This window comes from Ferruginibacter sp. (genome assembly GCF_014377975.1).
Classification (GTDB): domain Bacteria; phylum Bacteroidota; class Bacteroidia; order Chitinophagales; family Chitinophagaceae; genus Ferruginibacter.
Map to the genome: position 1 here is coordinate 1 of NZ_JACMOO010000046.1, position 25,683 is coordinate 25,683.

At 36.6% G+C, this 25,683-nt stretch carries 26 protein-coding genes and 1 pseudogene; 14 read left to right on the top strand and 13 right to left on the bottom strand.

All coding sequences use genetic code 11. From position 1 onward, the window contains the following. Window positions 1-189, bottom strand: a pseudogene (locus H7254_RS02925) (hypothetical protein); the annotation flags it as partial. A 323-nt stretch (window positions 190-512) separates the two neighbouring features. After that, the gene (gene queA / locus H7254_RS02930) at window positions 513-1,562 is read right to left on the bottom strand and encodes a tRNA preQ1(34) S-adenosylmethionine ribosyltransferase-isomerase QueA (protein WP_301922358.1); all 1,050 of its coding nucleotides are present in this window, start codon (window positions 1,560-1,562) and stop codon (window positions 513-515) included. Between the two features lie 265 nt (window positions 1,563-1,827). On the opposite strand from queA, the gene H7254_RS02935 reads away from it, so the two are divergent. Then, window positions 1,828-5,532 (top strand): TraB/GumN family protein, encoded by a 3,705-nt coding sequence (locus tag H7254_RS02935; protein WP_301931562.1) that lies wholly within the window; start codon window positions 1,828-1,830, stop codon window positions 5,530-5,532. A gap of 15 nt (window positions 5,533-5,547) precedes the next feature. Here H7254_RS02935 and H7254_RS02940 read toward each other — a convergent pair whose 3' ends face one another. Beyond that, window positions 5,548-7,305, bottom strand: a complete 1,758-nt coding sequence (locus tag H7254_RS02940) for an ABC transporter ATP-binding protein (RefSeq protein ID WP_301931563.1) — start codon at window positions 7,303-7,305, stop codon at window positions 5,548-5,550. Window positions 7,306-7,472: 167 nt separating this feature from the next. On the opposite strand from H7254_RS02940, the gene H7254_RS02945 reads away from it, so the two are divergent. Then, entirely contained in the window at window positions 7,473-8,183 is a 711-nt protein-coding gene (locus H7254_RS02945) for a YebC/PmpR family DNA-binding transcriptional regulator (protein ID WP_301931564.1), read from the top strand. A gap of 154 nt (window positions 8,184-8,337) precedes the next feature. Here H7254_RS02945 and H7254_RS02950 read toward each other — a convergent pair whose 3' ends face one another. From H7254_RS02950 to H7254_RS02965, 4 genes are all read right to left on the bottom strand, one after another. Continuing rightward, window positions 8,338-9,132 carry a PhzF family phenazine biosynthesis protein gene (locus H7254_RS02950; protein WP_301931565.1) on the bottom strand — a complete coding sequence of 265 codons (795 nt, stop codon included), beginning with the start codon at window positions 9,130-9,132 and terminating at the stop codon, window positions 8,338-8,340. A gap of 137 nt (window positions 9,133-9,269) precedes the next feature. After that, entirely contained in the window at window positions 9,270-9,596 is a 327-nt protein-coding gene (locus H7254_RS02955; protein ID WP_301931566.1) for a PIN domain-containing protein, read from the bottom strand. Further along, window positions 9,586-9,741 carry a hypothetical protein gene (locus H7254_RS02960; protein WP_301931567.1) on the bottom strand — a complete coding sequence of 52 codons (156 nt, stop codon included), beginning with the start codon at window positions 9,739-9,741 and terminating at the stop codon, window positions 9,586-9,588. Before H7254_RS02960 ends, H7254_RS02955 begins: the two co-directional genes overlap by 11 nt. Window positions 9,742-9,939: 198 nt before the next feature. Next, window positions 9,940-12,336, bottom strand: coding sequence for a thiamine pyrophosphate-dependent enzyme (locus H7254_RS02965; RefSeq protein ID WP_301931568.1), 2,397 nt, complete (start codon window positions 12,334-12,336; stop codon window positions 9,940-9,942). Between the two features lie 120 nt (window positions 12,337-12,456). On the opposite strand from H7254_RS02965, the gene H7254_RS02970 reads away from it, so the two are divergent. Then, window positions 12,457-12,945, top strand: coding sequence for a DUF1573 domain-containing protein (locus tag H7254_RS02970; protein WP_301931569.1), 489 nt, complete (start codon window positions 12,457-12,459; stop codon window positions 12,943-12,945). 25 nt (window positions 12,946-12,970) lie between these two features. Next, on the top strand, window positions 12,971-13,474 hold the full coding sequence (locus H7254_RS02975) for a DUF1573 domain-containing protein (protein WP_301931570.1): 504 nt from the start codon (window positions 12,971-12,973) through the stop codon (window positions 13,472-13,474). A gap of 154 nt (window positions 13,475-13,628) precedes the next feature. Here the strand turns inward: H7254_RS02975 and H7254_RS02980 are convergent, their stop codons facing one another. Continuing rightward, window positions 13,629-14,498, bottom strand: a complete 870-nt coding sequence (locus H7254_RS02980; RefSeq protein WP_301931571.1) for a DMT family transporter — start codon at window positions 14,496-14,498, stop codon at window positions 13,629-13,631. Window positions 14,499-14,660: 162 nt separating this feature from the next. Here H7254_RS02980 and mscL point away from each other — a divergent pair, with 162 nt between their 5' ends. The 4 genes from mscL to H7254_RS03000 all read left to right on the top strand — a co-directional run bounded on the left by mscL (window position 14,661) and on the right by H7254_RS03000 (window position 17,891). Then, on the top strand, window positions 14,661-15,023 hold the full coding sequence (gene mscL / locus H7254_RS02985; RefSeq protein WP_301923191.1) for a large conductance mechanosensitive channel protein MscL: 363 nt from the start codon (window positions 14,661-14,663) through the stop codon (window positions 15,021-15,023). A gap of 119 nt (window positions 15,024-15,142) precedes the next feature. After that, on the top strand, window positions 15,143-16,069 hold the full coding sequence (locus H7254_RS02990; protein WP_301931572.1) for a DUF3078 domain-containing protein: 927 nt from the start codon (window positions 15,143-15,145) through the stop codon (window positions 16,067-16,069). Between the two features lie 208 nt (window positions 16,070-16,277). Next, entirely contained in the window at window positions 16,278-17,078 is an 801-nt protein-coding gene (locus H7254_RS02995) for a ScpA family protein (RefSeq protein ID WP_301931573.1), read from the top strand. Window positions 17,079-17,180: 102 nt separating this feature from the next. Beyond that, complete coding sequence (locus tag H7254_RS03000) at window positions 17,181-17,891, top strand: pirin family protein (protein WP_301931574.1); 711 nt, start codon at window positions 17,181-17,183, stop codon at window positions 17,889-17,891. A 186-nt stretch (window positions 17,892-18,077) separates the two neighbouring features. Here the strand turns inward: H7254_RS03000 and H7254_RS03005 are convergent, their stop codons facing one another. Together H7254_RS03005 and H7254_RS03010 are read right to left on the bottom strand one after the other, a co-directional pair. After that, entirely contained in the window at window positions 18,078-18,209 is a 132-nt protein-coding gene (locus H7254_RS03005; RefSeq protein ID WP_301931575.1) for a hypothetical protein, read from the bottom strand. Further along, window positions 18,206-18,484 carry a hypothetical protein gene (locus tag H7254_RS03010; RefSeq protein WP_301931576.1) on the bottom strand — a complete coding sequence of 93 codons (279 nt, stop codon included), beginning with the start codon at window positions 18,482-18,484 and terminating at the stop codon, window positions 18,206-18,208. The genes H7254_RS03005 and H7254_RS03010 overlap by 4 nt, the downstream gene beginning before the upstream one ends. Window positions 18,485-18,786: 302 nt before the next feature. Here H7254_RS03010 and H7254_RS03015 point away from each other — a divergent pair, with 302 nt between their 5' ends. Then, window positions 18,787-19,035 carry a hypothetical protein gene (locus tag H7254_RS03015; RefSeq protein WP_301931577.1) on the top strand — a complete coding sequence of 83 codons (249 nt, stop codon included), beginning with the start codon at window positions 18,787-18,789 and terminating at the stop codon, window positions 19,033-19,035. 175 nt (window positions 19,036-19,210) lie between these two features. Here the strand turns inward: H7254_RS03015 and H7254_RS03020 are convergent, their stop codons facing one another. Then, window positions 19,211-19,933: a LysE family translocator gene (locus H7254_RS03020; protein WP_301931578.1), complete on the bottom strand. Its 723-nt coding sequence runs from the start codon at window positions 19,931-19,933 to the stop codon at window positions 19,211-19,213. A 282-nt stretch (window positions 19,934-20,215) separates the two neighbouring features. Between H7254_RS03020 and H7254_RS03025 the strand changes: the two genes are divergently transcribed. Next, on the top strand, window positions 20,216-22,441 hold the full coding sequence (locus H7254_RS03025) for a carbohydrate binding family 9 domain-containing protein (RefSeq protein ID WP_301931579.1): 2,226 nt from the start codon (window positions 20,216-20,218) through the stop codon (window positions 22,439-22,441). Window positions 22,442-22,666: 225 nt separating this feature from the next. Here the strand turns inward: H7254_RS03025 and H7254_RS21410 are convergent, their stop codons facing one another. Both H7254_RS21410 and H7254_RS03030 read right to left on the bottom strand, forming a co-directional pair. Then, complete coding sequence (locus tag H7254_RS21410) at window positions 22,667-22,798, bottom strand: AraC family transcriptional regulator (RefSeq protein ID WP_367875414.1); 132 nt, start codon at window positions 22,796-22,798, stop codon at window positions 22,667-22,669. A 31-nt stretch (window positions 22,799-22,829) separates the two neighbouring features. Then, window positions 22,830-23,054 (bottom strand): hypothetical protein, encoded by a 225-nt coding sequence (locus H7254_RS03030; RefSeq protein ID WP_301931580.1) that lies wholly within the window; start codon window positions 23,052-23,054, stop codon window positions 22,830-22,832. Window positions 23,055-23,142: 88 nt separating this feature from the next. On the opposite strand from H7254_RS03030, the gene H7254_RS03035 reads away from it, so the two are divergent. The 4 genes from H7254_RS03035 (at window position 23,143) to H7254_RS03050 (ending at window position 25,669) form a co-directional block, all read left to right on the top strand. After that, window positions 23,143-23,619, top strand: a complete 477-nt coding sequence (locus H7254_RS03035) for an MFS transporter (protein WP_301931581.1) — start codon at window positions 23,143-23,145, stop codon at window positions 23,617-23,619. Then, complete coding sequence (locus H7254_RS03040; RefSeq protein ID WP_301931582.1) at window positions 23,574-24,065, top strand: MFS transporter; 492 nt, start codon at window positions 23,574-23,576, stop codon at window positions 24,063-24,065. The genes H7254_RS03035 and H7254_RS03040 overlap by 46 nt, the downstream gene beginning before the upstream one ends. Before the next feature lie 17 nt (window positions 24,066-24,082). Then, entirely contained in the window at window positions 24,083-25,144 is a 1,062-nt protein-coding gene (locus H7254_RS03045) for an aldose epimerase family protein (protein WP_301931583.1), read from the top strand. 384 nt (window positions 25,145-25,528) lie between these two features. After that, window positions 25,529-25,669 carry a hypothetical protein gene (locus tag H7254_RS03050; protein ID WP_301931584.1) on the top strand — a complete coding sequence of 47 codons (141 nt, stop codon included), beginning with the start codon at window positions 25,529-25,531 and terminating at the stop codon, window positions 25,667-25,669. The last annotated feature ends 14 nt before the right edge of the window (window positions 25,670-25,683 follow it).

Here is a 25,683-nt window from a genome sequence, read left to right on the forward strand (position 1 = left end):
CATAAACACAAATGCTATCATCGCTACGTTTATCCGATGGCCCGTTATTACAAAAGGTAATTTAATGCTGTACAAAAAGCCAACAATGGCAAAAAATATGGCCGGTACACAAATCCAGTTAATAGTTTTATTGGTAGTATCCTGGCGGCTTTCTCCATATTCATTCAGCCATTGTTGTATGGTTGGCATAGTATTATTGTTTAATAATCCAAGTTAGTTATTCTTCAGTAAATAGTAAAAGTTAGTGTGGAAGCAGCTAAAGCGAAAATTGTACTATGTTTAAATAAATAATCATAATTCCAATGCAACTTTCTGTTGTAAAAAATTGTTATAAATTTGGTTTTTCATAGGATATTGGATTTAAAACGGGGAGAGATTTTTATCTCACCCCTATTTTTTGCCCTTCCTGAATGAAATATTACTTTAATAATTTGTTTCCGGTGCGTATAAAAAGTATTTTAATAAAAAAGGGCCGCAAAATATGCAGCCCTTTTTTATTGAAAAATGTATCATTATACAATCAACATAGCATCGCCATAACTAAAGAAACGGTATTTATCTTTAATTGCTTTTTTATAAGCTTCCATCACCACGTCATAACCGGCAAAAGCGCAGGTCATAATCAGCAGGCTTGTTTTTGGTAAATGAAAGTTTGTAACTAAAGCATCTGCAATGGAAAAATTGTATGGAGGATGAATAAACATATTCGTCCAGCCTTCGGAAGGTTTCAATAATTTTTGAGCGGTAAAAGAAGATTCCATTGCCCGCATTGTGGTGGTACCAACAGAGCAAATTCTTCTGCCATCTGCTTTTGCTTTGTTAACGATGCTGCAAGCCGTTTCATCAATACCATAATATTCAGCATCCATTTTATGTTTGCTAAGGTCTTCCACTTCTATCGGGCGAAAAGTACCCAAGCCGGTGTGCAGGGTTACTTCTGCAAAACGAAGCCCTTTAATTTCGAGTCTTTTTATGAGCTCTTTACTAAAATGCAAGCCTGCAGTAGGTGCAGCAACAGCGCCTTCATGTTTTGCATACACTGTCTGGTAACGTTCTTTATCTTCCTCATCAGGCTTGCGCTTAATATATTTCGGTAAAGGAGTTTCGCCCATAAAATCAAGTATGGTTCTAAACTCTTCTTCAGTACCATCCCATAAAAAGCGGATGGTACGGCCACGACTGGTAGTATTATCAATTACCTCCGCAACCAGTTCATCATTTTCTCCAAAATATAATTTATTACCCACTCGTATTTTGCGTGCAGGGTCAACAATTACATCCCATAACCGGTTGGGTTTATTTAGTTCTCTTAATAAAAATACTTCAATCTTGGCACCTGTTTTTTCCTTGCGTCCATACATACGTGCAGGAAATACTTTGGTGTTGTTTACAACCATCACATCCTTGTCATCAAAGTACTCAATAATATCACGGAAGTTTCTGTTTTCAATTTCCCCGGTTTTGCGGTGTATTACCATCATCCGGCTGTCTTCTCTTCTTTTGGTAGGATTTTGAGCAATAAGGTTTAGTGGAAGGTCGAATCGGAACTGACTTAATTTCATATTTTATCAATAAATTTTAAAATGATAATCAGCCCTTGTACTGTTGGTATTACAGAGATATGTAGCCGTTTAAAGGCACTTATCATGTTACGGCATGATTTTAAGATGGCAAAGCTAAGTAATTTTAAGCAATTTTATTTAAGTTTTATTACTTGCAAAAACCAGAAAAATTCATCATTTTAATTCGTTAAATAATACTTATTATTTTGTAAAATGTGTTAATGTGCTGACCTTTATGTGAGCGGTAAAGTTTAATAAAAGAAGTATGTTTTACAAGAGTGGAAAGGTAATGACAATATTAGTGGCAGTGCTTGTCGGTATGCAAGGTTACTGTCAAAAAAATACGACCAATAAATACCCGAGTTTGTTTTGGGAAATTACCGGCAACGGTTTAAAAAAGCCTTCCTATCTTTTTGGCACTATGCATGTAAGTAACAAGATGGTGTTTCATTTGAGCGACTCTTTTTATTTTGCCATGAAAAATGTGGATGCAGTAGCGCTTGAATTAAACCCGGATGTTTGGCAGGGGCAAATGGTTAGCCTCGACAGATTAAAGCAGAACTACGCCAATTTTGTAAAATCGCCTGGTAATGATTTTCTCACAGAAAATTCTTTTCGCATTACGAACTATGACGATGAATTAAAAGTTGCACTGGCCACCGAACCTACCATCGTCAATAATTTACTGTACCGGAGTTATAAAGCAAAAGAAGATTTTGAAGAAGATACATTTTTAGATATGTATATTTTTCAAACCGGAAAAAAATTGGGTAAACGTTCGGCAGGTGTGGAAGATTTTTACGAAACCGAAAAAATTGTATTGCAGGCCTATTCAGATATGGCAACAGAAAAAAATAAAAAGCCGGTTGATACAGACGGTGAGTCGATTGGGGATATTACCAAAAAAATGCAGGATGCATATCGGAGGGGAGACCTGGATTTGATGGATTCATTGGATATCATGACGGAAAGATCAATTGCTTTCAGAGAGAATTTTCTATACCGGCGCAACGAAGTACAGGCAAATTCGATTGATACCATTCTAAAAAAAAGCAGCCTTTTTGTAGGAGTAGGTGCGGCTCATTTACCGGGCGACAGAGGGGTTATAGAGCTGCTGCGTAAAATGGGCTACCGGTTACGGCCTATAAAAATGACTGACCGGGATGCAGAAAAAAAAGACGAAACCGATAAATTAAAAGTGCCGGTTATATTTTCTGAAAGAAAGGCTGAGGACGGTTTTTTTAGTGTGGATATGCCAGGGCCTTTATTTAAAATGACCGACGAATACCAGGGCTTCGACAGGAGGCAATATGCTGATATGAGCAATGGTAGTTATTATTTGGTTACCAGGATAAAAACCCACGCAGCATTTCTCGGGCAAAGTGAAGACCAGGTGATGAAAAAAGTGGATAGTATGTTGTATGAAAATATTCCCGGAAAAATTGTGAAGAAGCTGCGTATTGAAAAAAGTGGCTACCGGGGATTTGACCTTACCAACAAAACAAGAACCGGCGACCTGCAACGCTATAATATTTTTGTTACTCCATTTGAAATACTGATTTTTAAAATGAGCGGTAAAGAAAATTATGCGGAAGGAGAAGAAGCCAATCATTTTTTTTCTTCTATCCGGTTAAAAAAATTAGCGGATAGTATCCTTATTTATTCTCCAAAACAAGGTGGATTTTCCGTTAAATTATTACACCAGCCAAAAGAAAGTGTTGACTTCAGTAACAGCGATGATATCGATCGCTGGGAGTATGAAGCTACCGATAAAGCATCGGGCGATGGGTACCTTATCGTAAAAAAAATGGTGTATAATTTTAAATTTTTAGATGAGGATACTTTTATGCTTAAACTGGTAGAAGCGTCATTTCGTTCGCCTGATTTTTTTGCAAAACAACTCCAGCGAACAGTAAGTTCTTTTAATGGTTATCCCTGCCTTGATGTAAAAGAAAAAATGAAGGATGGTAGTTTTGTAACAGCCCGCTACATCATAAAAGGACCGCAGTATTTCGTTATTGCTGCCCGCAGTAAAAATATTAAAAAAGATTTTAGCGATTATTTTAATTCATTTCATTTTACACCTTATCATTATTCCAACAGTAAAATATATACGGATTCTTTTATGCACTTTACCGTAACAACTCCTGTTGCGCCTGATTTTGATGAGGGCTACCGTGCAAAGCTGGAACAGGTATCAAGGGAAGTAGCCGGCAGTAAAAAATATTCAACCTACAACAGTTATTGGCCAAAAAGCCGTAATGCAGTATTTAAAAGCGATTCAACCGGCGAAATGATTGGTGTAAGTATTCAGCCCTATCCTATTTATTTTTATGTAAAAGACTCTGCCGGATTCTGGACGGATGAACTAAAAAAGTACACGGAAAAAAATGACCTTTTAGTATACAGAAAAGATTCTTTTGTGCTAAACAATGGTGTGAGAGGACTTTCCTTTACACTAAGAGATACAGCTTCTTCCAGAACCATCAACCGGCTTAGCCTGCTAAAAAACAATTATCTTTTTAACCTGGTTACCATGGGTGATACATTAAACCAGCAAAGTAATTTTATCCATAGTTTTTTTGAAGGATTTGCTCCGGAACAAAATGCCGGTAGAAATATTTTTACAAATAACCTGGATAGTTTTTTTACAGATCTTTTTAGTAAAGACAGTGCCATACACGCAAAGGCTGTGCAATATCTCCCCAATATTTATTATGGCGAAAAAGGCATACCTAAAATAATGAATGCCTTACAAAAACTTTCTTCTACGGACAAGGATTATTTTACCATCAAAACAAAATTGATTGCAGAACTGGGCTACATTAAAGATTCTGCAAACCCTGTGGTAGTGAACTATCTGAAAAAAATTTATGAGCAAACTGCCGATACCAGTATTTTTCAAAATGAAGTAATACAAGCTTTGGCAAGGCATAAATCTACCAAAGCCATCCAGGTTTTTAAAGAAATAATGTTGCAGGATCCCCCGGTATTTGAAAAGGAATATGGCTATAAAGGTTTGTTTGAAACGTTGGAAGATTCGTTAAAACTGGCCGCTTTATTGTACCCTGAATTATTGCAGTTAACCTCATTGGAAGATTACAAAGAACCTGTAACATCCCTACTGGTTAAGCTTGTTGATAGTGGCTATATAAAAGCAGCGCAGTACGGAAGTTTCTTTAATAAATTTTATTTTGATGCAAAAATAGTATTGAAAAAACAACAGGGTAAAGAAGAAAAAAAACTGGCTGATAATAAAATTAAAGAGGATTGGGATGAGGAGAATGAAGCAATACCGGCCAAAAATTATCCGGGTAATTTTAACAATGCGGCTTTGGAGAATTACGCTATTTTATTAATTCCTTTTTATGACAGCAATACCAATGTGCTCAAATTTTTTAATAAATTACTTAGATCCAGAGAAGATAATATTTCTATGAATGCCGCCGTATTATTATTGCGTAATAACAAGCCCGTGGCCGATAGTATTTTAATGGCACTGGCCGCAAAAGACCGCACAAGAGGTTTTTTGTATGCAAAACTTGAGAAAATAAACCAGACAGATAAATTTCCACTTCAATACAAAAATCAGTTGGCTATGGCACGCAGTTATCTGGTGGCTAATAAAAATTATACTTCCATTGACAGTATTGTTTTTGTTTCCAAACAAGCTGCTAAATACAATACAAAAAGGGGCATTGTTTATTTTTTTAAATACCGTGTAAAAAAAGGCGACGACTGGAAGATGGGCATTAGTGGCTTGCAACCGGAGAATGTAAAACAGGTTAGCAGTAATGATAAGTTATGCTTTATGACCGATAAAAAAATTAAAGAAGATACACCCATGCAGGAACAATTTCAGGAGCAGCTAAAAAAAGTACTATTTAATTTTCATAAAAGTGCCCGTATTTTTTTTGAAGCAGATGCACATGGTTACCGGTTTAAAAGTAGAATGGAGGATGAAGATTAATGTATGGATCATAATTTAAAAAGCAATCGATTTTCCGGGAATTGCGTCAATCAGTTTTTTTGTGTATTCATTTTCAGGAGAAAAATACACTTGATCAGCAGTTCCTTCTTCCACAATTTTTCCTTTGTTCATAACCAGTACCCTATCGCAAATGTACCGCACCACCGAAAGATCATGAGATATAAAAATGGATGTAAAACCATATTCCTTTTTTAAATCGTTCAATAAATTTAATACCTGTGCCTGTACACTCACATCCAGCGCACTCACACTTTCATCAAAAATTAAAAACGAAGGGTTTAGTGCCAACGCCCTGGCAATACAAATACGTTGCCTTTGCCCGCCGCTAAACTGGTGTGGATAACGGTTAAATTGTGCGGCAGTTAAATTCACTTTTTCTAAAAGTTCCACTACTTTTTCTTTGCGTTGGTTTTTGTTATTTAAAATACCGTGTACTTTCATTGGCTCCATAATGGCATCGCCAATCATCAATCGTGGGTTAAGCGATCCATAAGGATCCTGAAAAACTATTTGTAATTCTTTTCTAATGGCTTGCAATTCTTTAGCAGGTAATGCTACCAGGTTTTTTCCATTTAAAATTATGCTTCCCGATGTGATGGGCTTTAATTGTAAAATTGCCCTTCCTAGAGTTGTTTTTCCACACCCGCTTTCTCCCACCAGGCCTACCGTTTCACCTTTATTAACTGTAAAGCTTACATTGTCTACTGCTCTAAATGGTGCAGGTATTTTTCCAAATAAATATGAACGCCTTCCGGGATAATAAACTTTGAGGTGTTCAACTTTTAATATTGGTTCAGTTAATTCTTCTTCAGGATGGGTGTTATAACCAGGCGGTAAAATCGTTTTATTTATAACTGTTTCATCACGCAAAATACCTGCGTAAACCGCAGGCTGGTTGTTTTTATTATTCCCTAAAAAATCATTTACAACAGGCAATTTCTCTCCCCGTTTGTGCAGGCCTGGCCTGCATGCCAGCAGGGCTTTTGTATAGGCTTGCTGCGGGTGCTGTAATAACTTTTTTGTTTTGCCTTGCTCAATAATTTCACCCTTGTACATAACCAATATAGTATCCGCAATATCTGCCACCAGGGCAAGATCGTGGGTGATGAAAATTACACCCATGCCCATTTGTTGCTGCAGTTGTTTTATTAATTTCAATATGGTTTTTTGTACGGTTACATCCAGTGCAGTGGTGGGTTCATCTGCGATTAGTAACGTTGGGTTACAACTAATGGCCATGGCAATCATAACCCGTTGTTTTTGTCCGCCACTGAGCTGGTGCGGATACCGGTTAATTAATGTGGCAGGATCTGGAAGCTCTACTTTTTGAAACAGTTCGATGGTTTTTTGTCTGGCTGCTTTTAAAGAAATATGCTGCTGCAGCCGGATGGCTTCCATTACCTGTTGCCCGCAGGTAAATACAGGGTTCAGGGATGTCATTGGTTCCTGAAAAATCATCGCTATGTCTTTCCCCCGGATAGCATTGATTTGTTTGGCAGATGTTTTTAGAAGATCCACGGTGGGGTTCTTTTTATCTGAAAATAATAGTTGGCCTTTCATTAATACCTGCCCGGAAAGCAATTGCAATATTGATAAAGCGGTAACAGTTTTGCCTGAACCTGATTCACCAACAATGGCGAGTATTTCGCCAGGGTTAACGGCAAAGGAAATATTTTTTACAGCATTGCTTTCAACGCCCGCTGCAATAAAATCAATGGATAAATTATGTACCTGTAAAAGCGGCTGAATCATACCTGTTAAAATTAATGATTAAATATTTAAGGGGCTGATGGCTAATCCCGGATTTTTAAATGATGGACATTTTTTGCTTTCATCATAATTATACAGAAAAAATGATTTTCCCTAAATTTGCAATCCGGTTTGATTGCCGCTAACCTAATAACAGAAAATGTAAAGCCATGGGAAGAATATTTGAAGTAAGAAAAAGTTCCATGTTTGCCCGCTGGGATAAAATGGCAAAGAACTTTACCCGCATAGGAAAAGAAATAGCCATTGCGGTTAAGTCTTCTGGTCCTGACCCCGACAATAACCCGGCGCTTAGAAGGTGCTACCTCAATGCAAGAGCTTGTGGTATGCCAAAAGATCGTGTGGAGGCAGCTATTAAAAGGGCGATGGGTAAAGACACCAGCAATTATGAAGAGCTAACCTACGAAGGCTATGCGCCGCATGGCGTTGCATTATTGATAGAAACTGCCACCGACAACCCCACCCGTACAGTGGCAAATGTGCGGATGCATTTTACCAAAAGCGGGGGCAGCCTGGGAACCAGTGGCAGCGTAGCATTTACGTTTAACCGTTTGGGTGAGTTTAAAGTAAAAAATAATGGTTTAAATGTTGAAGACCTTGAACTGGAACTGATTGATTATGGGTTAGAGGAAATAGGAGAAGACAGTGAAGGAAATATTATTATAAGGGCTACGTTTACAGAGTTTGGCCACATGGCAAAAGCGCTGGAAGAAAAGAAGATTGAGGTGATTACGGCTGAACTGACCAGGATACCAATGAATACAACAGAACTGAATGAAGAGGCAGCACAGGATGTGTTTAAATTAATTGATAAACTGGAGCAGGATGAGGATGTGCAAAAAGTGTATCATAATTTAAAATAAAATACTGGATCAACGTTTAGCTCCGGCTTTATTATTTTATAATGCCTCTGAAATTTACTTTGGTATTAACGAAGTTTTTATACCGGGTGAAATATTTGCAGACAAGGATTTTATGAGGTAAGAAAGTATCGCATTCGAAATGGCCTTTTGTTGCTTAAATATTTATTTCAGCCTTCATGTAAAATACGCAATGCCCGCTCATAGTAACCCTGTCGGCGCTAATTTGTTCACACCATAATTCGCCTCCCCGTTTGGATAACTGCAGAGCATGTAATTTATTTTTTGCAAGTTTTTCACTCCAGAAGGGGATCAATTGCGAATGAGCAGAACCTGTAACGGGGTCTTCATCAATACCGGCACCGGGTGCAAAAAATCTTGAAACAAAATCAACCTTATTACCGGGTGCAGTAATGATCATTTTATCAAAATGTTTTTTCATTAAAGTAAAATCAGGCGCACATTTTTTTACGGCTTCTTCTGTTTCCAGCTCTATCAAAATATCCCTGTATTTATATACGCCGGTAATAACTGCATTGCCCAAAATTTCACTCAGCGCATCATCGTACACATCCAGTCGTTCTGGTTTCCAACCCGGAAAATCCATTACTAGCAGGTCGTCTTTTTTTGTAATAGAAAGAATGCCGCTTTTAGAATTAAACCGTAATACTTCTTTATCAAAATCCAGTATTGAAAAAAGTACAAAAGCAGTTGCAAGCGTAGCGTGGCCACACAAATTTATTTCCAGCGTGGGCGTAAACCAACGGATGTTGTAATCTGCATCCGGCGAAGAAGACGGAACGAAAAATACGGTTTCTGATAAATTATTTTCGAGCGCAATGCTTTGCATCAAAGTATCATCCAGCCAATGTTGCAGGGGAATTACAGCGGCGGGGTTTCCTGAAAAAAGCTGATGAGCAAAGGCGTCAATCTGATAAAGAGATAATTTCATAAATTTTCTGTAAAAAATCAGTTTATTATTAAAAGCGGATTACACAATTAGTTTCATTAGCTCCTTAGCAGTTACAACAGGTAGTAACGGAGAAAAAAATTTATTGAAATCTTTTTTATCAGAGATTACAAAATAATCTATTTTTTTTCGAGTGCTAATTGATAAAATACAGCATCCTCTATGTCATTACCCGAAAGGCTTAAACTCCTGTTATAAAGATCATTCGTGCAGGAAATTATCCGGGTAAAGCTGAGTAAATGGGATAATATTTCTCTTAAAGAATTAGCGGAATATTGTTTTCTTAAAATATAAGCAGCAGTATTTAAAACAGATTCGGTCAAATAACTTTCAAGCTCATCATTTTCAATGGCAGAAATTACTGACACTGCCCATTGATGTTTCAAACGTGTAGGATCAAAAAAATCAATAATAATATTAATGTCTAAAAATACTTTAACAGTCATATTTCTTTTTTAGGTAGTCGTCTTTTGCTTTTTCAATATCCGGGATACTTATTTTTAGAGTGCCGGCATATTTTTCCACAAAACTTTTTTTACCTTTTTTTCTTTCCCTGTCTGCTATTACATTCGTTAATAATTCTTCTACCAATTTAGAGTCAGATGTTTTTTTTAAGCCGCATATCGTTTGCTTTTGGCAACTATTTTTTCATCAATGGTTAAATTCAATTTTACTGTCATGATAAATTATTTAACCAAATATAAGTATAAAATAAAAAAAGGCGTATACTTAAAATCATACCTTTTAAAAATTATAAAGCGGGGAAGAATACAAAGATTTTATTGAATATTATTCAGCCATCATTTCTTTCACCACCCTTATCACATCTTCTACATTGGGCTTGCTGAAATAATCTCCATCGCTGGAATAGGATGGTCGGTGGGCTTTCCCTGTGATGGTTCTTGGCGAAACATCCAGGTATTTATAACCGCCTTGCTCCTCCATCACTTTGTTAAACATAAAAGCGGTTGCGCCACCTGGTACATCTTCATCAATAAAAACAATGCGGTTGGTTTTTTGCAAGGATTTTACAATAGCATTGCTGATATCAAACGGCAGCAATGTTTGTACATCCATTACTTCGCAACTGATGCCCGATTTACTGAGTGATGTTGAAGCTTCCAGCACAATACGAAGGGTAGAACCATAGGTTACAATTGTTACGTCGGTTCCTTCCTGTACTATTTCCGGAATACCCAACGGCACAGTAAAAGCCAATAAGTTATCAGGTAATTTTTCTTTAAGGCGATATCCGTTCAGGCATTCAATCACTAAGGCGGGATCGTTGCTTTGTAATAATATATTGTACATACCTGCAGCCTGTACCATGTTACGGGGTACACAAATGTACATGCCGCGTAGCGAGTTTATAATCATACCCATTGGAGAGCCACTGTGCCAGATGCCTTCCAGGCGATGACCCCTTGTACGCACAATCATTGGACAACTTTGCCGGCCTGCGGTACGAAAATGAGTGGTTGCCAAATCATCGCTTAATGTTTGCAAACCGTACAATAAATAATCAATGTATTGTATTTCTGCAATTGGCCGCAAACCTCTTAAAGCTAAACCAATACCCTGGCCCATGATAGAGAGTTCTCTTATTCCGGTATCAAAAATACGCTGATCGCCGTACTTTGCCTGAAGACCGCTAAAGCCCTGGTTTACATCTCCAATAAATCCTACATCTTCACCAAAGGCAGTTACTTTATCATTGCTGGCAAACAAAAGATCAAAGTACCTGTTGAGTACTTCGTAGCCATTTACAATTGCTGCATTTTCACCGTAATAAGGTTTAATCACCGTAACATTCAATGCAGATTTAATCCCTTCATTATATAGATGGGAGTTGTACAATTTTGCATTTGCAGCCCTTAAGTGCTGATAGTAATCACTAAGTTCTTTTGCATCTGCTATATTGCCCGAAATGTCAAGTGCGGTAGCTAATGCTTTTAAAACTTCTCTGCGCAATGGCTCTTTATTATTGCTTAATTTAACTGCAATATTTTTAACAGCAGTGGCATTTTCTCCATCCAGTTTTTCTGCAAGCTTGCTTAATAAAGGAGTACAATTTACTACCTGCTGTTTTATAGGGACAATGTATTTATCCCAGGCTTTTTGTTTACTTTCTTTAATAAACAACTTCGCATTTATTTCAATATCATTCAGCTCATCCTCTTCTGCCAGTGCATTTGCCAGGATCCATGCCCTCATTTGTTTAATGCAATCCCATTCTCTTTCCCAGGCAAGCCTTTCCGGAGTTTTATATCGTTCATGGCTTCCTGAAGTTGAATGGCCCTGCGGCTGTGTAATCTCCTCTACATGAAAAATAGCGGGAATATGCGTATCTCTAATTTTTTGAATGGCTGGCTCAAATACTTCGCACATACCTGCATAATCCCATCCTTTTAATTTATAAATATCCAACCCGTTGGTACCTTCTGTTTTTTGCATTCCTCTTAATGCAGTGGAAATAGAACCTTTGGTGGTTTGCAATTGTTTAGGCACAGAAATTCCATAACCATCATCCCAGATAAAAATTGCGAGCGGAACCTGTTGAACTCCGGCTGCATTTACTACCTCCCAAAAATGTCCTTCACTGGTTGATGCATCTCCAATGGTGCAAAAGCATACCTCATTTCCATTGTCGCTTAAATTACTGTGTTGGTTAAAAGTGGCTACGTTTCTAAATAATTTTGAGGCAAGTGCCAAACCTAAAGCCCTTGGCATCTGACCGGCAGTTGGCGCCACATCGCTGCTGGTGTTTTTGATATTGGCAAGATCAAGCCAGTTGCCGTTTTCATCTACATTTTTTGTAGCAAAATGCGCATTCATCTGCCGGCCTGCGCTAAAGGGATCATTATTAATATCCGGATCTGAAAACAATTGTGCAAAATATTGTTCAACAGTAGCCATTCCCGCAGCAAACATAAAAGTCTGGTCGCGGTAATACCCTGCCCGGAAATCGCCCGGCTTAAAAAATTTGGCCATTGCCACCTGCGCCACTTCTTTACCATCACCAAAAATGCCAAATTTTGCTTTGCCGGTTAATACTTCCTTCCTGCCCATCAGGCTGGTTTGCCTGCTTTCGCAGCTAATACGATAATCTTTAAGCACTTCATTGCGGAAATGATCAAAACTTAATTTTTCCTGCAATGCAGTATCATTGGTATTTACTGTATCCATTTAACAAATGTAAAAAAATAGTTGTGATGATTGTTAAAAAAAAGATAACCCGGTAACAATTTGTAATGGTTTTAATCGTTTTTGTATCTTTGGAATGATATTTGAAAATTTACTGATCAAATGAAAAATGGATTCATCTTTACTGTTATTTGTTTTGCTGCACATTGTGTAAATGCCCAATCAACTGAGCTCGCAAAAAATACTGCAAAACAAACAACTCTAGTAAGTAATACAGTTGCTGTACCAGTAGAGGTATTGGGTTTAAGAGAAATTGCGTTTGATTTTGGTAAAATACCACAGGGCAGGCCGGTAATACATATATTTGAAGTAGTTAATAATGGCAAGGATTCTTTAAAAATAAGTAACGTTCAGGCGAGCTGTGGTTGTACAACACCTGATTGGGATAGAAATAAAATTCAGGCACCTCACGGAAAAACTGGTATTACTGTTGGCTATAACGCATTAAGTGAAGGACCTTTTACAAAAATTATTACGATCACCTATAACGGTAGCGAAACAAAACAAATAACTATTACTGGTGAGGTTTGGAAAACACCTGCAACTTCTGCACCTGAAAATAAAGAGTTAGGAAGCCTGAAAGATTTATAATTCAAACACAATTTAAAAAAATATCATGAAAAGATTCTTATTATCAGCCGCAGTGCTCGCAATTACTTCAACAGTATTATCTCAGCCACAGGCCAAAAAGGTGGCAGATGTTGCAAAGTTTACCAACGAAACCATTGATTTTGGTAAAATAAAACAAAGTATTCCTGCTAAAGGAACCTTTACAGTTACTAATATTAGTAATGCACCGTTAATTATTGAACAGGCTAATCCAACCTGCGGTTGTACTATTTCAGACTATACAAAGGAACCTATAGCACCAGGTAAAACCGGTGTTATCAATGCTACTTACAATGCTGCTAATGCCGGGCATTTTGAGAAACACTTAACTGTGAAATTTGCAGGCGTAGATGAAATGAAAAGCATCACTTTTACCGGCGATGTTTTAACTGCGGTAGAGTTTGATAAGTTAAAAGCTGCAGCTGCCGTTGTAGATGCAAAGCCTGTTGCTGCTCCTGCAGCCACTGTAAAAACAGTAAAGAAAGAAAAAGTTAAAAGCACTATAAAGTAGCATTCCTCAATAATAGTATTCTAAAAGTCTTCATAAAAATGAAGACTTTTTTTATTGAGCTCATTGAAATAATTGTTTTGTTTGGAATATAATTTTGAAAGTTCATGAAAAAATTTCGATGGCAGATAAATATTATTTTAAAGCAAAAAGGGATTTATATTTTGTTGGTAAAGTACACACCTGCTAAAATTATCAGCATACAAAATGCTTGTTGCAACCCAAAGCTTTCTCCATAAAAAACACCCCAGAAAATAGCTACAAAAGGAATTGCATAAGTAACCATACTGGCAAATAATACACTGGCTCTTTTAACCAGTATATAAAAAAGTACGGTAGCTATGGCAGTGCCTGCAATACCTAAAATTACTGAAGCACCCGTTGAAGTCAATATTTTTATATTGGTTAAAGGCATACTGAAATAACCTGTAAATATTAGTACGAACAAAGCTGGTATTGCATTAAAAGTAAGTGCAATGGCGGTAATATGTAAAGAGGGAATGTGTAATAATTTTTTTGAAACCATATTAACATTGAAGCCATATAAAACCGTTGCCAGTATAACGGGGAAAATAGATAAAAAATTTTGGTTAACCAGTAAATGTGGTTTGCTAAATAATAATAAAATGCTACCGGTAAAGGCAATTACAATACCAATAACTTTATTAGAAGAAGTATGAACATTAAAGAAAACAACACCTGTAATAATGACAAAAACGGGCGTTAATGAATTAAGGGTGCCCGCCAGCGAACTATCTATTTTTTCTTCTGCAATGCAAAATAAAAAACCAGGAATAAGGCTGCCAATGCTTCCTGATAAAAAAACAAGCAGTAGCTTTTTTGGCGGTATATCACTGATATATTTTAAAGTAACAGGCAATAAAATTAAACCAGATGATACAACCCTTACAGCGGCAACCTGATAAGGAGAAAGTTGTTGAAGCCCTATTTTCATTAATATGAAACTGCTGCCCCAAATTAAGGAAAGGACTATAAATAGTAGCCAGTTGATAACAAATTTATTCATTTTCAGGCTGCAAAGTAATTGTAAAAAATCAAAGGATGGGTATTATGAAAAGCTATAAATGTTTTCAATAATTTGTTTTCAATAATTTATTGGAAACATACTAATAAAAATTTATTTTCGTGACTGTCGGTTTTTATTTATTTACTTATTCAATTTATTATCATGGGGTTTATCAAAGAGTTTAAAGATTTTGCTATGAAAGGCAATGTGGTAGATCTCGCAGTAGCTGTAATTATCGGTGCTGCATTTGGTGCAATTGTTTCGTCGCTTGTAGATGATATAATTACGCCATTATTGTTAACCCCGGCACTTAAAGCTGCAGGTGCTGCTGATATAGAACATCTTAGCTGGGGCGCAGTTAAATACGGAAAGTTTTTATCATCAGTTATAAAATTCATCGTTATAGCGCTGGTACTTTTCTCTGTAATAAAAATAGCCAATGCAATAAATAAAAAAGAAAAAGTTACAGAACCTTCTTCTACCGACAAACTTCTTATGGAAATAAGGGATGAACTTAAAAAATAATGTAATCTTTACATATAAAAAATACACCTCTACAGGTGTATTTTTTGTACCGGGCAACTTTTTATCACAAAGAGTTGTCATGGCAGCATGAAATTTAATTTCCCACTTAAAAATATAGTATGAAAAAAGCTGCTTATTTATCGGCATTATCTTTAATAGGTTTTACAGTAACACAGGCACAATCCTCCACAAATGCAGGTGTTTCATCAAATGCAGATGGTGCAATAAAAAGTACTGCAAAAAATAAGGCGGATACTTCTGTAAAAGAAGGTTGGACAAGAGAAGGAACGATCAATATTAGCTTAACAGAATTAGGCCAAAATAATTCCTGGACGGCAGTTAAAGGTGGTGGAAATACCTCTTTTTTTGGTGTAAAAGGTATTATATCTTATAATTTCAACAAAAAAACAGGAACAACTAACTGGTTAAATTCTTTTAACGGAAGATATGCAGGGTCAAGTTCATCCATTTATGATCCAGCTGCACCCAATGGTCATACATCATCCCCTTTTACAAAAAGTGATGATTATTTAAACTTTAGTTCTATTTATGGAAAAGAGTTTAGTAAAAACTGGAGCTACGCTGCTTTTTTTAGTTTAGAGAGTCAATTTGAACGTTTTATGACACCAGGTTATATAAAATTAGGCCCTGCTTTTTTATATAAACCAAGTGATCACTTTAATTTTTTATTCTCTCCCGTAATGGCTAATGTAACTACAAAATTAACTGCCAGTTCTAAGCCATATTTATTGTTTGGGGTAGATTCTGGAAAAATCGCTGCTTTTGGTTTAGGCGCTTATGCCCGCGCCAGTGTAACTACCAATTTATCAAAAGGAATTCTTTACACAAGTACGGCTGATGTATATTCAAATTATTTAAAAAATCCAGCTAATATGATTTTAAACTGGAATAATTTATTTGCATTTACTATAAATAAATATATTGCAGCTACGCTAAGTCTTAATTTCCGTTACAACGATTTAGAAGTTGCACGTATGCAAACCCAACATGGTATTGGTTTAGGGTTTAATTATACATTTAAATAAGTTTATAACAGTACACTGAACATTCTCAGTAATCAGGCAAATGATGATGTTTAAAACCTGTTACGCCAACACCTGCTGCAGGTTTACAGATGTTATCCACTTTAGGGATGGGTTTTACGCTTAATTTGTAATTCTCTCTTAACTTATTTATACATTTGTCCTCCGGCTAAAATACCGGGGGACTTTTTTATAATATAATTTTTTTACTTTGACCAATACTACATACCAGATAAAACTTGATCAGTTTGAAGGACCATTTGACCTGCTGCTTTTTTTTATTGAAAGAGATGAACTGGATATTTATAATATTCCAATTACAAAAATCACCAACGATTTTTTAGATTTTATTCACCAAACAGAAAAGCTGAATATTGAACTGAGCAGCGAGTTTATTTTATTTATTAGCACCCTGATGCGCATTAAGGCAAAAATGCTGATTCCACGCAAAGAGATTGATGAGCAGGGAAATGAGATAGATCCGAGGCAGGAGCTGATAAACAAAATTCTGGAATACAAAAGATTTAAAGATGCTTCCACCAAAATGGCGGAAATGGAAGAAGTAAGAATGCTGATGTTGAAACGGGGAAACCTGCACAGAGAATTATCGCAGATTGGTGAAGAAGCAGGTGAAGGCACAGAAATACAAGCAGTTACTTTATTTAAGCTGATGAAAGCTTTTGAAAAAGTAGTACAAAGATTGCACGACAAAAATAACCGGCCTGTACACACGGTTGTTCAATATAACTATACTATGGAAGAAAGCAGGGATTATATGTTAACTACCTGCCGAACAGCAAAGAATGCCTCCTTCGAAAAAATATTTGAAGTATGTCAGGATCGAATTCATGCGCTGTTTCTGTTTTTGAGTTTACTGGAATTATCTCAGCAAAAATTTTTAATTATTGTAACCGGAGAAGGAAGAAATAACTTTCTTGTAGAGTACAATGAAAACAGGGAAGAAGACAATAGCACGCCACTGGATTATAATGAAATGACCAGTTTTAATTAATTGCAATCCCTTTAAAACAGGAATTTTTTTGCTGTTTTGTCAGTGATAAGTACTGGTATTAAATTTGATGTTTGGGCATTGAATAATCAAAAAATAAAAAGGATGCAAAAAATATTGTACAAAGCAGCCGATAGAGGCAAGGGAGATTATGGATGGTTAAAGCCAAATTATTATTTTAGTTTTGGCCAGTATCACAACCCTGAAAATATACATTTTGGCGCTTTAAGAGTATTAAACGATGATTATATTGCAGGTGGTGGCGCTTTTCCAACGCATCCGCATGATAATATGGAAATTGTGACGATTCCATTTACCGGTGCATTAAAACATAAAGACAGTACGGGTGGTGAAGGAATTATTAAAGCAGGGGATGTACAAATTATGAGTGCCGGTACAGGGGTTCAGCACTCTGAAGCAAATGCCTCGGCAACCGATTCCGTTACACTTTTTCAGATTTGGATTTTTCCTAAAAAGAATAATATAGAACCCAGGTACGATCAACGGGCCTTTGATACAAGCGAGAGAATTAATAAATGGCAGTATGTTGTTAGTCCTGACGAAAATGACAATGCCTTATGGATAAATCAGGATGCCCGATTTGCATTAACTACTCTGCAGACAGATAAAACAATTTCCTACACCAACAAATTTACCGGCAATGGTGTTTTTTTGGTTGTAATTAATGGGTCTGTAAAAGTTGAAGAAACAGCTTTAAATAAAAGAGATGCATTGGGTATTGCTGGTATTGATAACTTCACCATTACAGCAACTGAAGATTCAGAATTACTTGCAATAGAAATTCCGATGAATTAATATTATGGTCTTTTAATCTTTTTAAACCTGTTAGCTCACATTGCCCGTTTATATCCAAGCCTTTCGACAGTCCGGTAAAATTTACAGCATCATCCGCCCTTAGTTTGAACATACAGAAATCAAGCGTAATCAATCTTGTATTATCGTTATTTTTTGTTTGCCACATTCTTATGGATGCGATGCCTTTTATTTTTTTCCGTATCCTCCATAAGCAAATGCGTCTTTAGCCTCACTGCCATCGGGCCGCTCTAACTGTTCCGCCAGTCCTGCTATTATTCTTGAATAATATAGGGTTTGGGTAAAATTAATAGTTCTCATAATGATACGGGTGCCTTGGCTGATAATGATAGAGAATTTACTGGCCAACTCAAATCTTTGTATTCTTTTCCTTTTGAATTATATTTCACATCCGGCTCATGCAGGCTGTAAGTTTTATCACTATCCCCCCGCTTTTGTAAAAACACTCCCTGATAAAATTTAAGGGTAGCCAAATATGCTGCAATCCTCACTAATGCAGGCTTTCGGCCAGGCTTTCTCACCAGTCTTCCTGCTATAATTTGTATGCTTTTATTTATTTCTTGCCGCCTTTGCACCCTATTTGGTTTGCCAAAAGCGTTGTGTTTTTTTATATTTTTTAACCCTTTGGGTGTGAACCTAGCGAAGATCTCTTAATTTCTTATCAGCAATTATCCAATATTTTATAATAATATTTCAATACAGTTTATAGTCTGTTGGATAGGTATTAGTAGTTAAAAAATTATTGTAAACACAGTAAAACTCTCAAAGGCCTCCATAAAACCACACACTACTGAAAACAGTTCAACAACACAAATTTTATCAGTCATTTCCATTCAACAATATTAATGATAAATAATTTCCGTCATAATTTTACATAATGAAAGTATACCAGTTTAAATACCAGGAAATTTTGCTGAATGAAACGGTGCTGAATGAAGAACTGCTGTTGGATGGATACAGAGATCAGTTACTAAATTTGCTTACCCGGCACAACATCAGCAACAAAAAAATATTTGAAGTCATCAGCCTTAACACGTACAGAATTACTTCTAATCCGCTTACGGTATCTTCTTTATTAAAAAATAATGTGCTGCCGGCTTTTGTGTTTCTCAGCTGTAGCAATTGATTCCTTTGCAAAAAGAGTCAGCTAGTGATTACTTCAGCAATAAAGCACCATGCTATAGCCAATAATTTCTTTTGGATAATTCCGGCAAGGCTTCTATTTACTGTCTGTTATCTTCTTAATACAAACAGTGAATACCAGCAACACACTCAAAAACTCCATCAGTTTTTCATCAATATTAAAATATAACAGTAGCCGACAAATTACATTTTGCTATGTTTTTATTATTTTCCGGTACCACATGAACCTCCTCCTTCCTTTTCCATTTATCAGCATTGTAAAAGGTCTGGTACAATAAAAAGCCACCACAAAATATCAATACGCCGCCAGTAATGCGGTTAACGATGTGCAGGTTATGTTCCGTAAGCCTTGGTTTTATTTTACTTGCCAGCATTACTTTTAAAACATCAGAAAAAATATTTATACCCAGACATGTTGAAAATATAAGAATGCGGTAATTAACCGAATAGGTTTTTGCAAAAACAGTGGCTGCGGTAAGCCATTCAAAAAACAATATCGGGTTGAGGGTATTGATTAAAAATCCGGTGGCAAATAACTTTGCCATCTCGCTATTCCTGATCCGTTGTTGAACACTTGTTTCCAATGGTTTTATCGCAGGGTGTTTAAAAAAAACATAGTAACAGCCCAGCCCAAGCAAAAGTAAACCGCCGCCATAGCCAATCTGCCTGATATACAGATCCGCAAAATGTGCCGTAAAAACACTGAACACATTGCTTATCAAAACAAATAAAATATCGCTCAACCAGATACCCGCTACAAAGCCAAAACCGCCACGGATGCCGTTATTAAGGCTTTGCTTTATTACGGTAAACAAAATTGGCCCTACAGATATTGCCAGGTACAGCCCCATAGTAATACCGGTTATTAATGCCTTCCACATGCTGTTATATTTTGATTCAAAATGAACACAATTTGGGTTTTAATTATTTTACCTGATTTAAAGGCAAAGGAACTGCCGGAAAATTATAACCGGCTAAGCAAAGATAAAGCCACGGATAATTTAAACAGAAAGTGAACTTTACCAATTAACTATCCGCCCGCAAGTTCCATTTTTAAGCTGCCGCTTTTATTTAGTAAACAATTGTAAGGAATCAGTGTTATTTTTTTTCCATTCATCAATCAATTTTTTCACCTATTTGCCATTACGTATTTTTGCAATCTTATGAGATTAATTGTCCTAATCGCCCTGTTAATACTATTGAATAATAATTCGGCAGCTCAGATAGTCAATGTCGAAAATTTCCAAAAAGAATACCAGGTTCACATTGCACATTCCCCGGCGCCTGTAACAATTGATGGTATTTTAGATGACAGCACCTGGGCCACTGCCGAAAAGAAAACTGATTTCTTTATGAAATTTCCGACAGATGAGGGCAAGCCTGCCAGCAAAACTGTTGTACAATTAAGCTACGACGACAAGTTTTTATATGTAGCCTTCACCTGTTACGATTCCGGCAAAAGCATTATTCAAAGTTTAAAAAGAGATATCGGGCATTTGGACAATGATGGCGTGGGCATTATTCTGGATCCTCAAAACAGTCATACCAATGGATTCTTTTTTGCACTAAATGCAATGAATGCGCAATCTGAAGACCAGATAAGTTTGGGTCAGCAGGATGGGCTAACATGGAGCTGGAACAATAAATGGTTTTCTGCCACAAAAAAATACAACGACCGCTGGGTTGCCGAAATAGCTATTCCTTTTAAAAGTCTTCGTTACCCACCAGGAAATAATGTATGGGGCATTAATTTTATAAGGGTAGATATGAAGCACAACCAATATTCAGGATGGACACATGTACCTACAAATTTCAGGATTTACAATATGGGTTATACCGGATCTTTATTGTGGGATAAAGCCCTGCCCACCCCAGGAAAAAACGTGGTAATGATACCTTATGTTACCAGCAATATTCAGGGAGATAAAGAGAACCACCTTTCTGGAAAAGCGTTTGTTAGTGCCGGTTTGGACAGTAAAATTGCTTTATCATCCTCGTTAAATTTAGATCTTACACTGAACCCCGATTTTTCGCAGGTGGAGGTAGACCGGCAGGTAACAAACCTTACCCGCTTCGATATTTTTCTTCCCGAAAAACGATCCTTCTTTTTAGAAAATTCAGATATTTTCGGGGAGTATGGAATCCCCGGGCTGATGACTCCATTTTATTCAAGAAGGATAGGGTTGGATAAAGATAATAACCCCGTGCCCATTTTAGGCGGTGCAAGGTTATCCGGTAATTTAAATGCAACGACAAGGATAGGGATTATGAATATGCAAACAGGCGCTAAAGGAAGTTATTCACCGGAAAATTATACTGCCATATCCATCAACAAAAATGTGCTGGCAAGATCGGTGTGGAAAGTATATTTTTTGAACCGGGAAAATTTTCAAACTTCGACTCAAAAAAAATCAGATCCAATTGATGCCTGGGGAAGAAATGCAGGCACCAGTTTTGATTATATCAGCCGCGATGGAAAATGGAATGGCTGGTATTCATTTCATCATTCGTTTAAGCCAGGTATTACAGACGAAAATAATTTTCAGGAAACAGGCTTCTCATTTAATACAAAAAAATTTGCCAGTACCTTTGAACTTGCATCGCTAGGCACCAACTACTATACAGATATGGGTTATGTGCAACGAATTAATAATTATGATGCCGCAAGAGACACTACCATCCGGGTAGGCTTTAAACATCTTTTTACTTCCTGGTCTTATTTCATGTATCCAAAAAATACTGCCATAGCCCGTCATTCCTTGAAATTCGAAACTTATTCTGTTGTAAATCCCAATAATTCATTCAACGAAAGCGACCTTAACCTTTCGTATACTTCGGAATTAAACAATACTTCTTTTATTAAAGTGGCATTATTACACAACGAGCTTGATTTACTGTTTCCTATTTCATTTACCGGTGCCACACCACTGCCGGTAAATCGTTATAAATATTCACAGGCCGCCGTAACTTATAATTCGGATACCAGAAAATTATTCAGCTACACCATTACTTATTCAGGAGGGCAGTTTTATAATGGAAATATTAGTTCTTTACTGGGGGATATTACGCTCAGAAGCAGGCCCCACTTTAATCTTGTTTTGCAGGCAGAGTATGATAAACTGAGCTTTCCTGGCCGGTATGGGAGCAGTGAATTATTCCTGCTTTCACCAAAAGCTGAGTACAATTTCAACACCAAAGTATCCTGGACAACTTTTTTACAATACAATACGCAGGCAAATAATTTTAACATCAACAGCCGCTTTCAATACCGCTTTAAACCCATGAGTGATCTTTACTTAGTGTACACCGATAATTATTACACCACACCTTTTATGCAAAATAAAAACAGGGCAATTGTTTTAAAAGTGAATTATTGGTTGAATTTATAAATTGAAAAATAATATTTGCCAGCGTATGCAGCAATTTTAAAAACAGCGTGGATGTGTTACTGATAGAAAAGTGTTTTTGCTGCGATAAAGTTTGTTTGGCAATAAAGTATTTTGCAGGAGTATTTACGCTCAGGTTCCGGCGATGAAAATTAGACTAATATCACAATTATTAAGCATGAAATAAGTATTTAGATATTGTGAAAAATCTTTCAGTTAACTGCTATATCAAGTTGCTTTTTTGCGGTAGCAAACAGGCGATACGCCCATAACTTTATGAAACAATCTGGAAAAATAATAGTGATCCTCAATACCCAGTTCAATGGAAATTTCTTTTATTCTCAGTTTGGTAAATAACAAAAACTGACAAGCCTTCTGAATTTTTAAATGGTTAAAGTATTCTATCGGGGGTTAGCCCGTTTTCTTTAAAAAGAAAAGAAAAATGTGAGGGAGAAATATTTACATGTGTGGCCAGTTGCTGTAGTTTTAAACGGGTAACAATATTTTTAGTCATGAAATCGATGGCTGTATCTACCGTATCTTTTTCATTGATGGCTACTGCTGGCTTAAACTTTTCGTTAAAAATAAAAGTGGTTAAAAAATACCAGAAACTCATGTTGGCTTACACTTGGTTAGCTCGTCTGAAGTCTCTTTCCAGTTGCCCATAAATCTCAGAAGTTGCACCGGCTCATTTAAGGGGGTGCATGGTGGCATTAAATCAGCTAACTGTTGTTACAGGAATTTTAGTTACCAATTTGGTCAATTATTCTTTTGCAAACTATGGAGAGGATGCCTGGCGCTGGATGTTTGGTCTGGGCGTAGTTCCTTCCGCATTGTTTTTTTTAGGCGCTTTAGGATTGCCGGAAAGTCCACGCTGGTTAGTAAAAGTTGGTAAAAAGGAAGCCGCATTAAAAATATTAAAGCGGTTTGGCGGAGTAGTTTTTGCCAACCAGTCACTCTCGCAAATTGAAAGCACTTTAAGCAATAGTGTTCAAAAAACAACTTACAGCGAACTTTTTAAAAAAGGAATATTTCCTGCAATATTAATTGGTATTGGGCTGGCAGTTTTTCAACAACTGTCGGGCATTAACACGGTGTTTAATTATGCCCCTAAAATTTTCCAAAGCATCGGGGCTTGCAGGATGACCAGTTATTGCAAACCGTATTTATTGGCGGCGTAAATTTAATTTTTACTATTGCTGCAATGTTACTGGTAGATAAACTTGGTAGAAAACCACTGATGCTTTTTGGGTTTGGAGGACTTGCTGTACTTTATTTGGTTATTGTGCAATTACTGGCATCTTCATCTGCTACAGTTACGTATTATTTGCTGGCTGCAATCGGGGTGTATGCCATGTCACTTGCACCGGTTACCTGGGTTTTAATTTCAGAAATATTTCCTAATAAGGTTAGGGGAAAGGTAACTTCCGTTGCGGTGATGAGTTTGTGGGCGGCATATTTTTTACTTGTATTTTCATTCCCCGTTTTATTTGAAAAATTTAAAGATGCTACCTTTTATTTCTATGCCGCTATTTGTTTGGCAGGATTTATATTTGTGCTCTTTAAGCTAAAAGAAACAAAAGGGCAAACGTTGGAAGAATTGGAGAATACAATGAATTTTCATTAATCAATAAAGCAATCAAAATGAACACCAATAAACCTATTATTACTGCTACACTTTCTAAAAATAAAATCGACGAAAAAGAAGTATTTTCTTTTTTGGTAAGCAATGGGCACCTGGACATAACTTTTACAAATTACGGTTGTACCATTATCAGCATCTTTGCGCCAGATAAAAATGGCAATAAAAAAAATGTGGTAAGTGGATTTGAGACTCCGGAAGCATACCTTAATCCGCATCCCTTTTTTGGCAGCGTGGTAGGCAGGTTTGCCAACAGAATTGAATTTGGAAAATTTGAATTAAATGGCATCCAATACCAGCTTCCTGTAAACAAGGAGCCCAACCATTTGCATGGTGGTATCAATGGGTTTAATAAAAAAGTGTGGGCAGTTAAAGAACTTATCAGCAATGAAGAAGCTGCAGGTGTAGTATTTACTTATACCAGTGCTGATAAGGAAGAAGGTTACCCTGGCACAATGGAAGTAGTGGTTACTTACCTGCTCAATCGCAACAATGAATTAATTTTAAAATACGAGGCCACCTGCGACCAGCCAACCATTGTTAATTTAACCAATCATTCTTATTTTAATCTATCTGGTTTTAGTGATGCGGATATCTATCAACACCAGTTAAAAGTTAATGCGGGTTATTACACTAAAAAGAACGAAAACAATGTTCCTTCGGGAGAAATAAGTACAGTCGAAAATACCCCGCTGGATTTTAGGGAATCAAAAAAAGTAGGGGTAAATATTAATGAGCTGATCAACGACAATGGTTACGATCACAATTTTGTATTGGATAATAAAACAGGTGCCATTGCATTGGCTGCAACTGTTTACGAACCTGTTTCAGGCAGGTTTTTACAAGTGCTGACTGATCAGCCCGGCATACAGGTGTATACCGCTAATTGGTGGGATGATTCCATTACCGGGTCTCATGGTATCCCCTATTCAAAACACGCAGCCATTGCATTAGAAACGCAAAACTTTCCGGATGCCCCCAATCGCCCTAACTTCCCCAGCGCTGTACTTTCGCCTGGCGAAACGTATGCTACTACAACCATCTATCGGTTTTCAGTTTTGTAAATAGTAAATTCCAGAAGAATAAAAGCCATTGAAATATTAAAATATAACTGGCCACCTTAGCTCGGGAAACTTTGCTGTACATTCCTTCTTTTTATAAAAATGGTTAGTGCAATAAAGTTTGATTCTATTCATTTGTCATTCCTGTAAAATGATATTAAGAGAGGTACGTTAGAGTAAGGCTTGCAATTTTTACAATCTTTTTTATTTAACAATTTTACTTTTAAAATATCGTAAAATAATCCATTAAAAAAAAGATTTGCTCCATTTTTTACTTGTAGCAATACCTTTTTCTTTGCCGCAATGTTAATTAAATGTTATGCTATCTGCATGATAATTGACTATTAACTTTATGTTTGCAAAGTATTAAAAATTTAAACAATTGCTATGAAGAAAAATCGAAAATGGTTATTACTTCTTTTATTTAGCCTGGTTGTTGGTAACCTCACTTTAGTGGCACAGGTTAAACGTACCCTAACCGGCGAAGTTAAAGACAATAAAGGAACCAGTTCCTTTTGTAACCGTTAATGTAAAGGGAACCA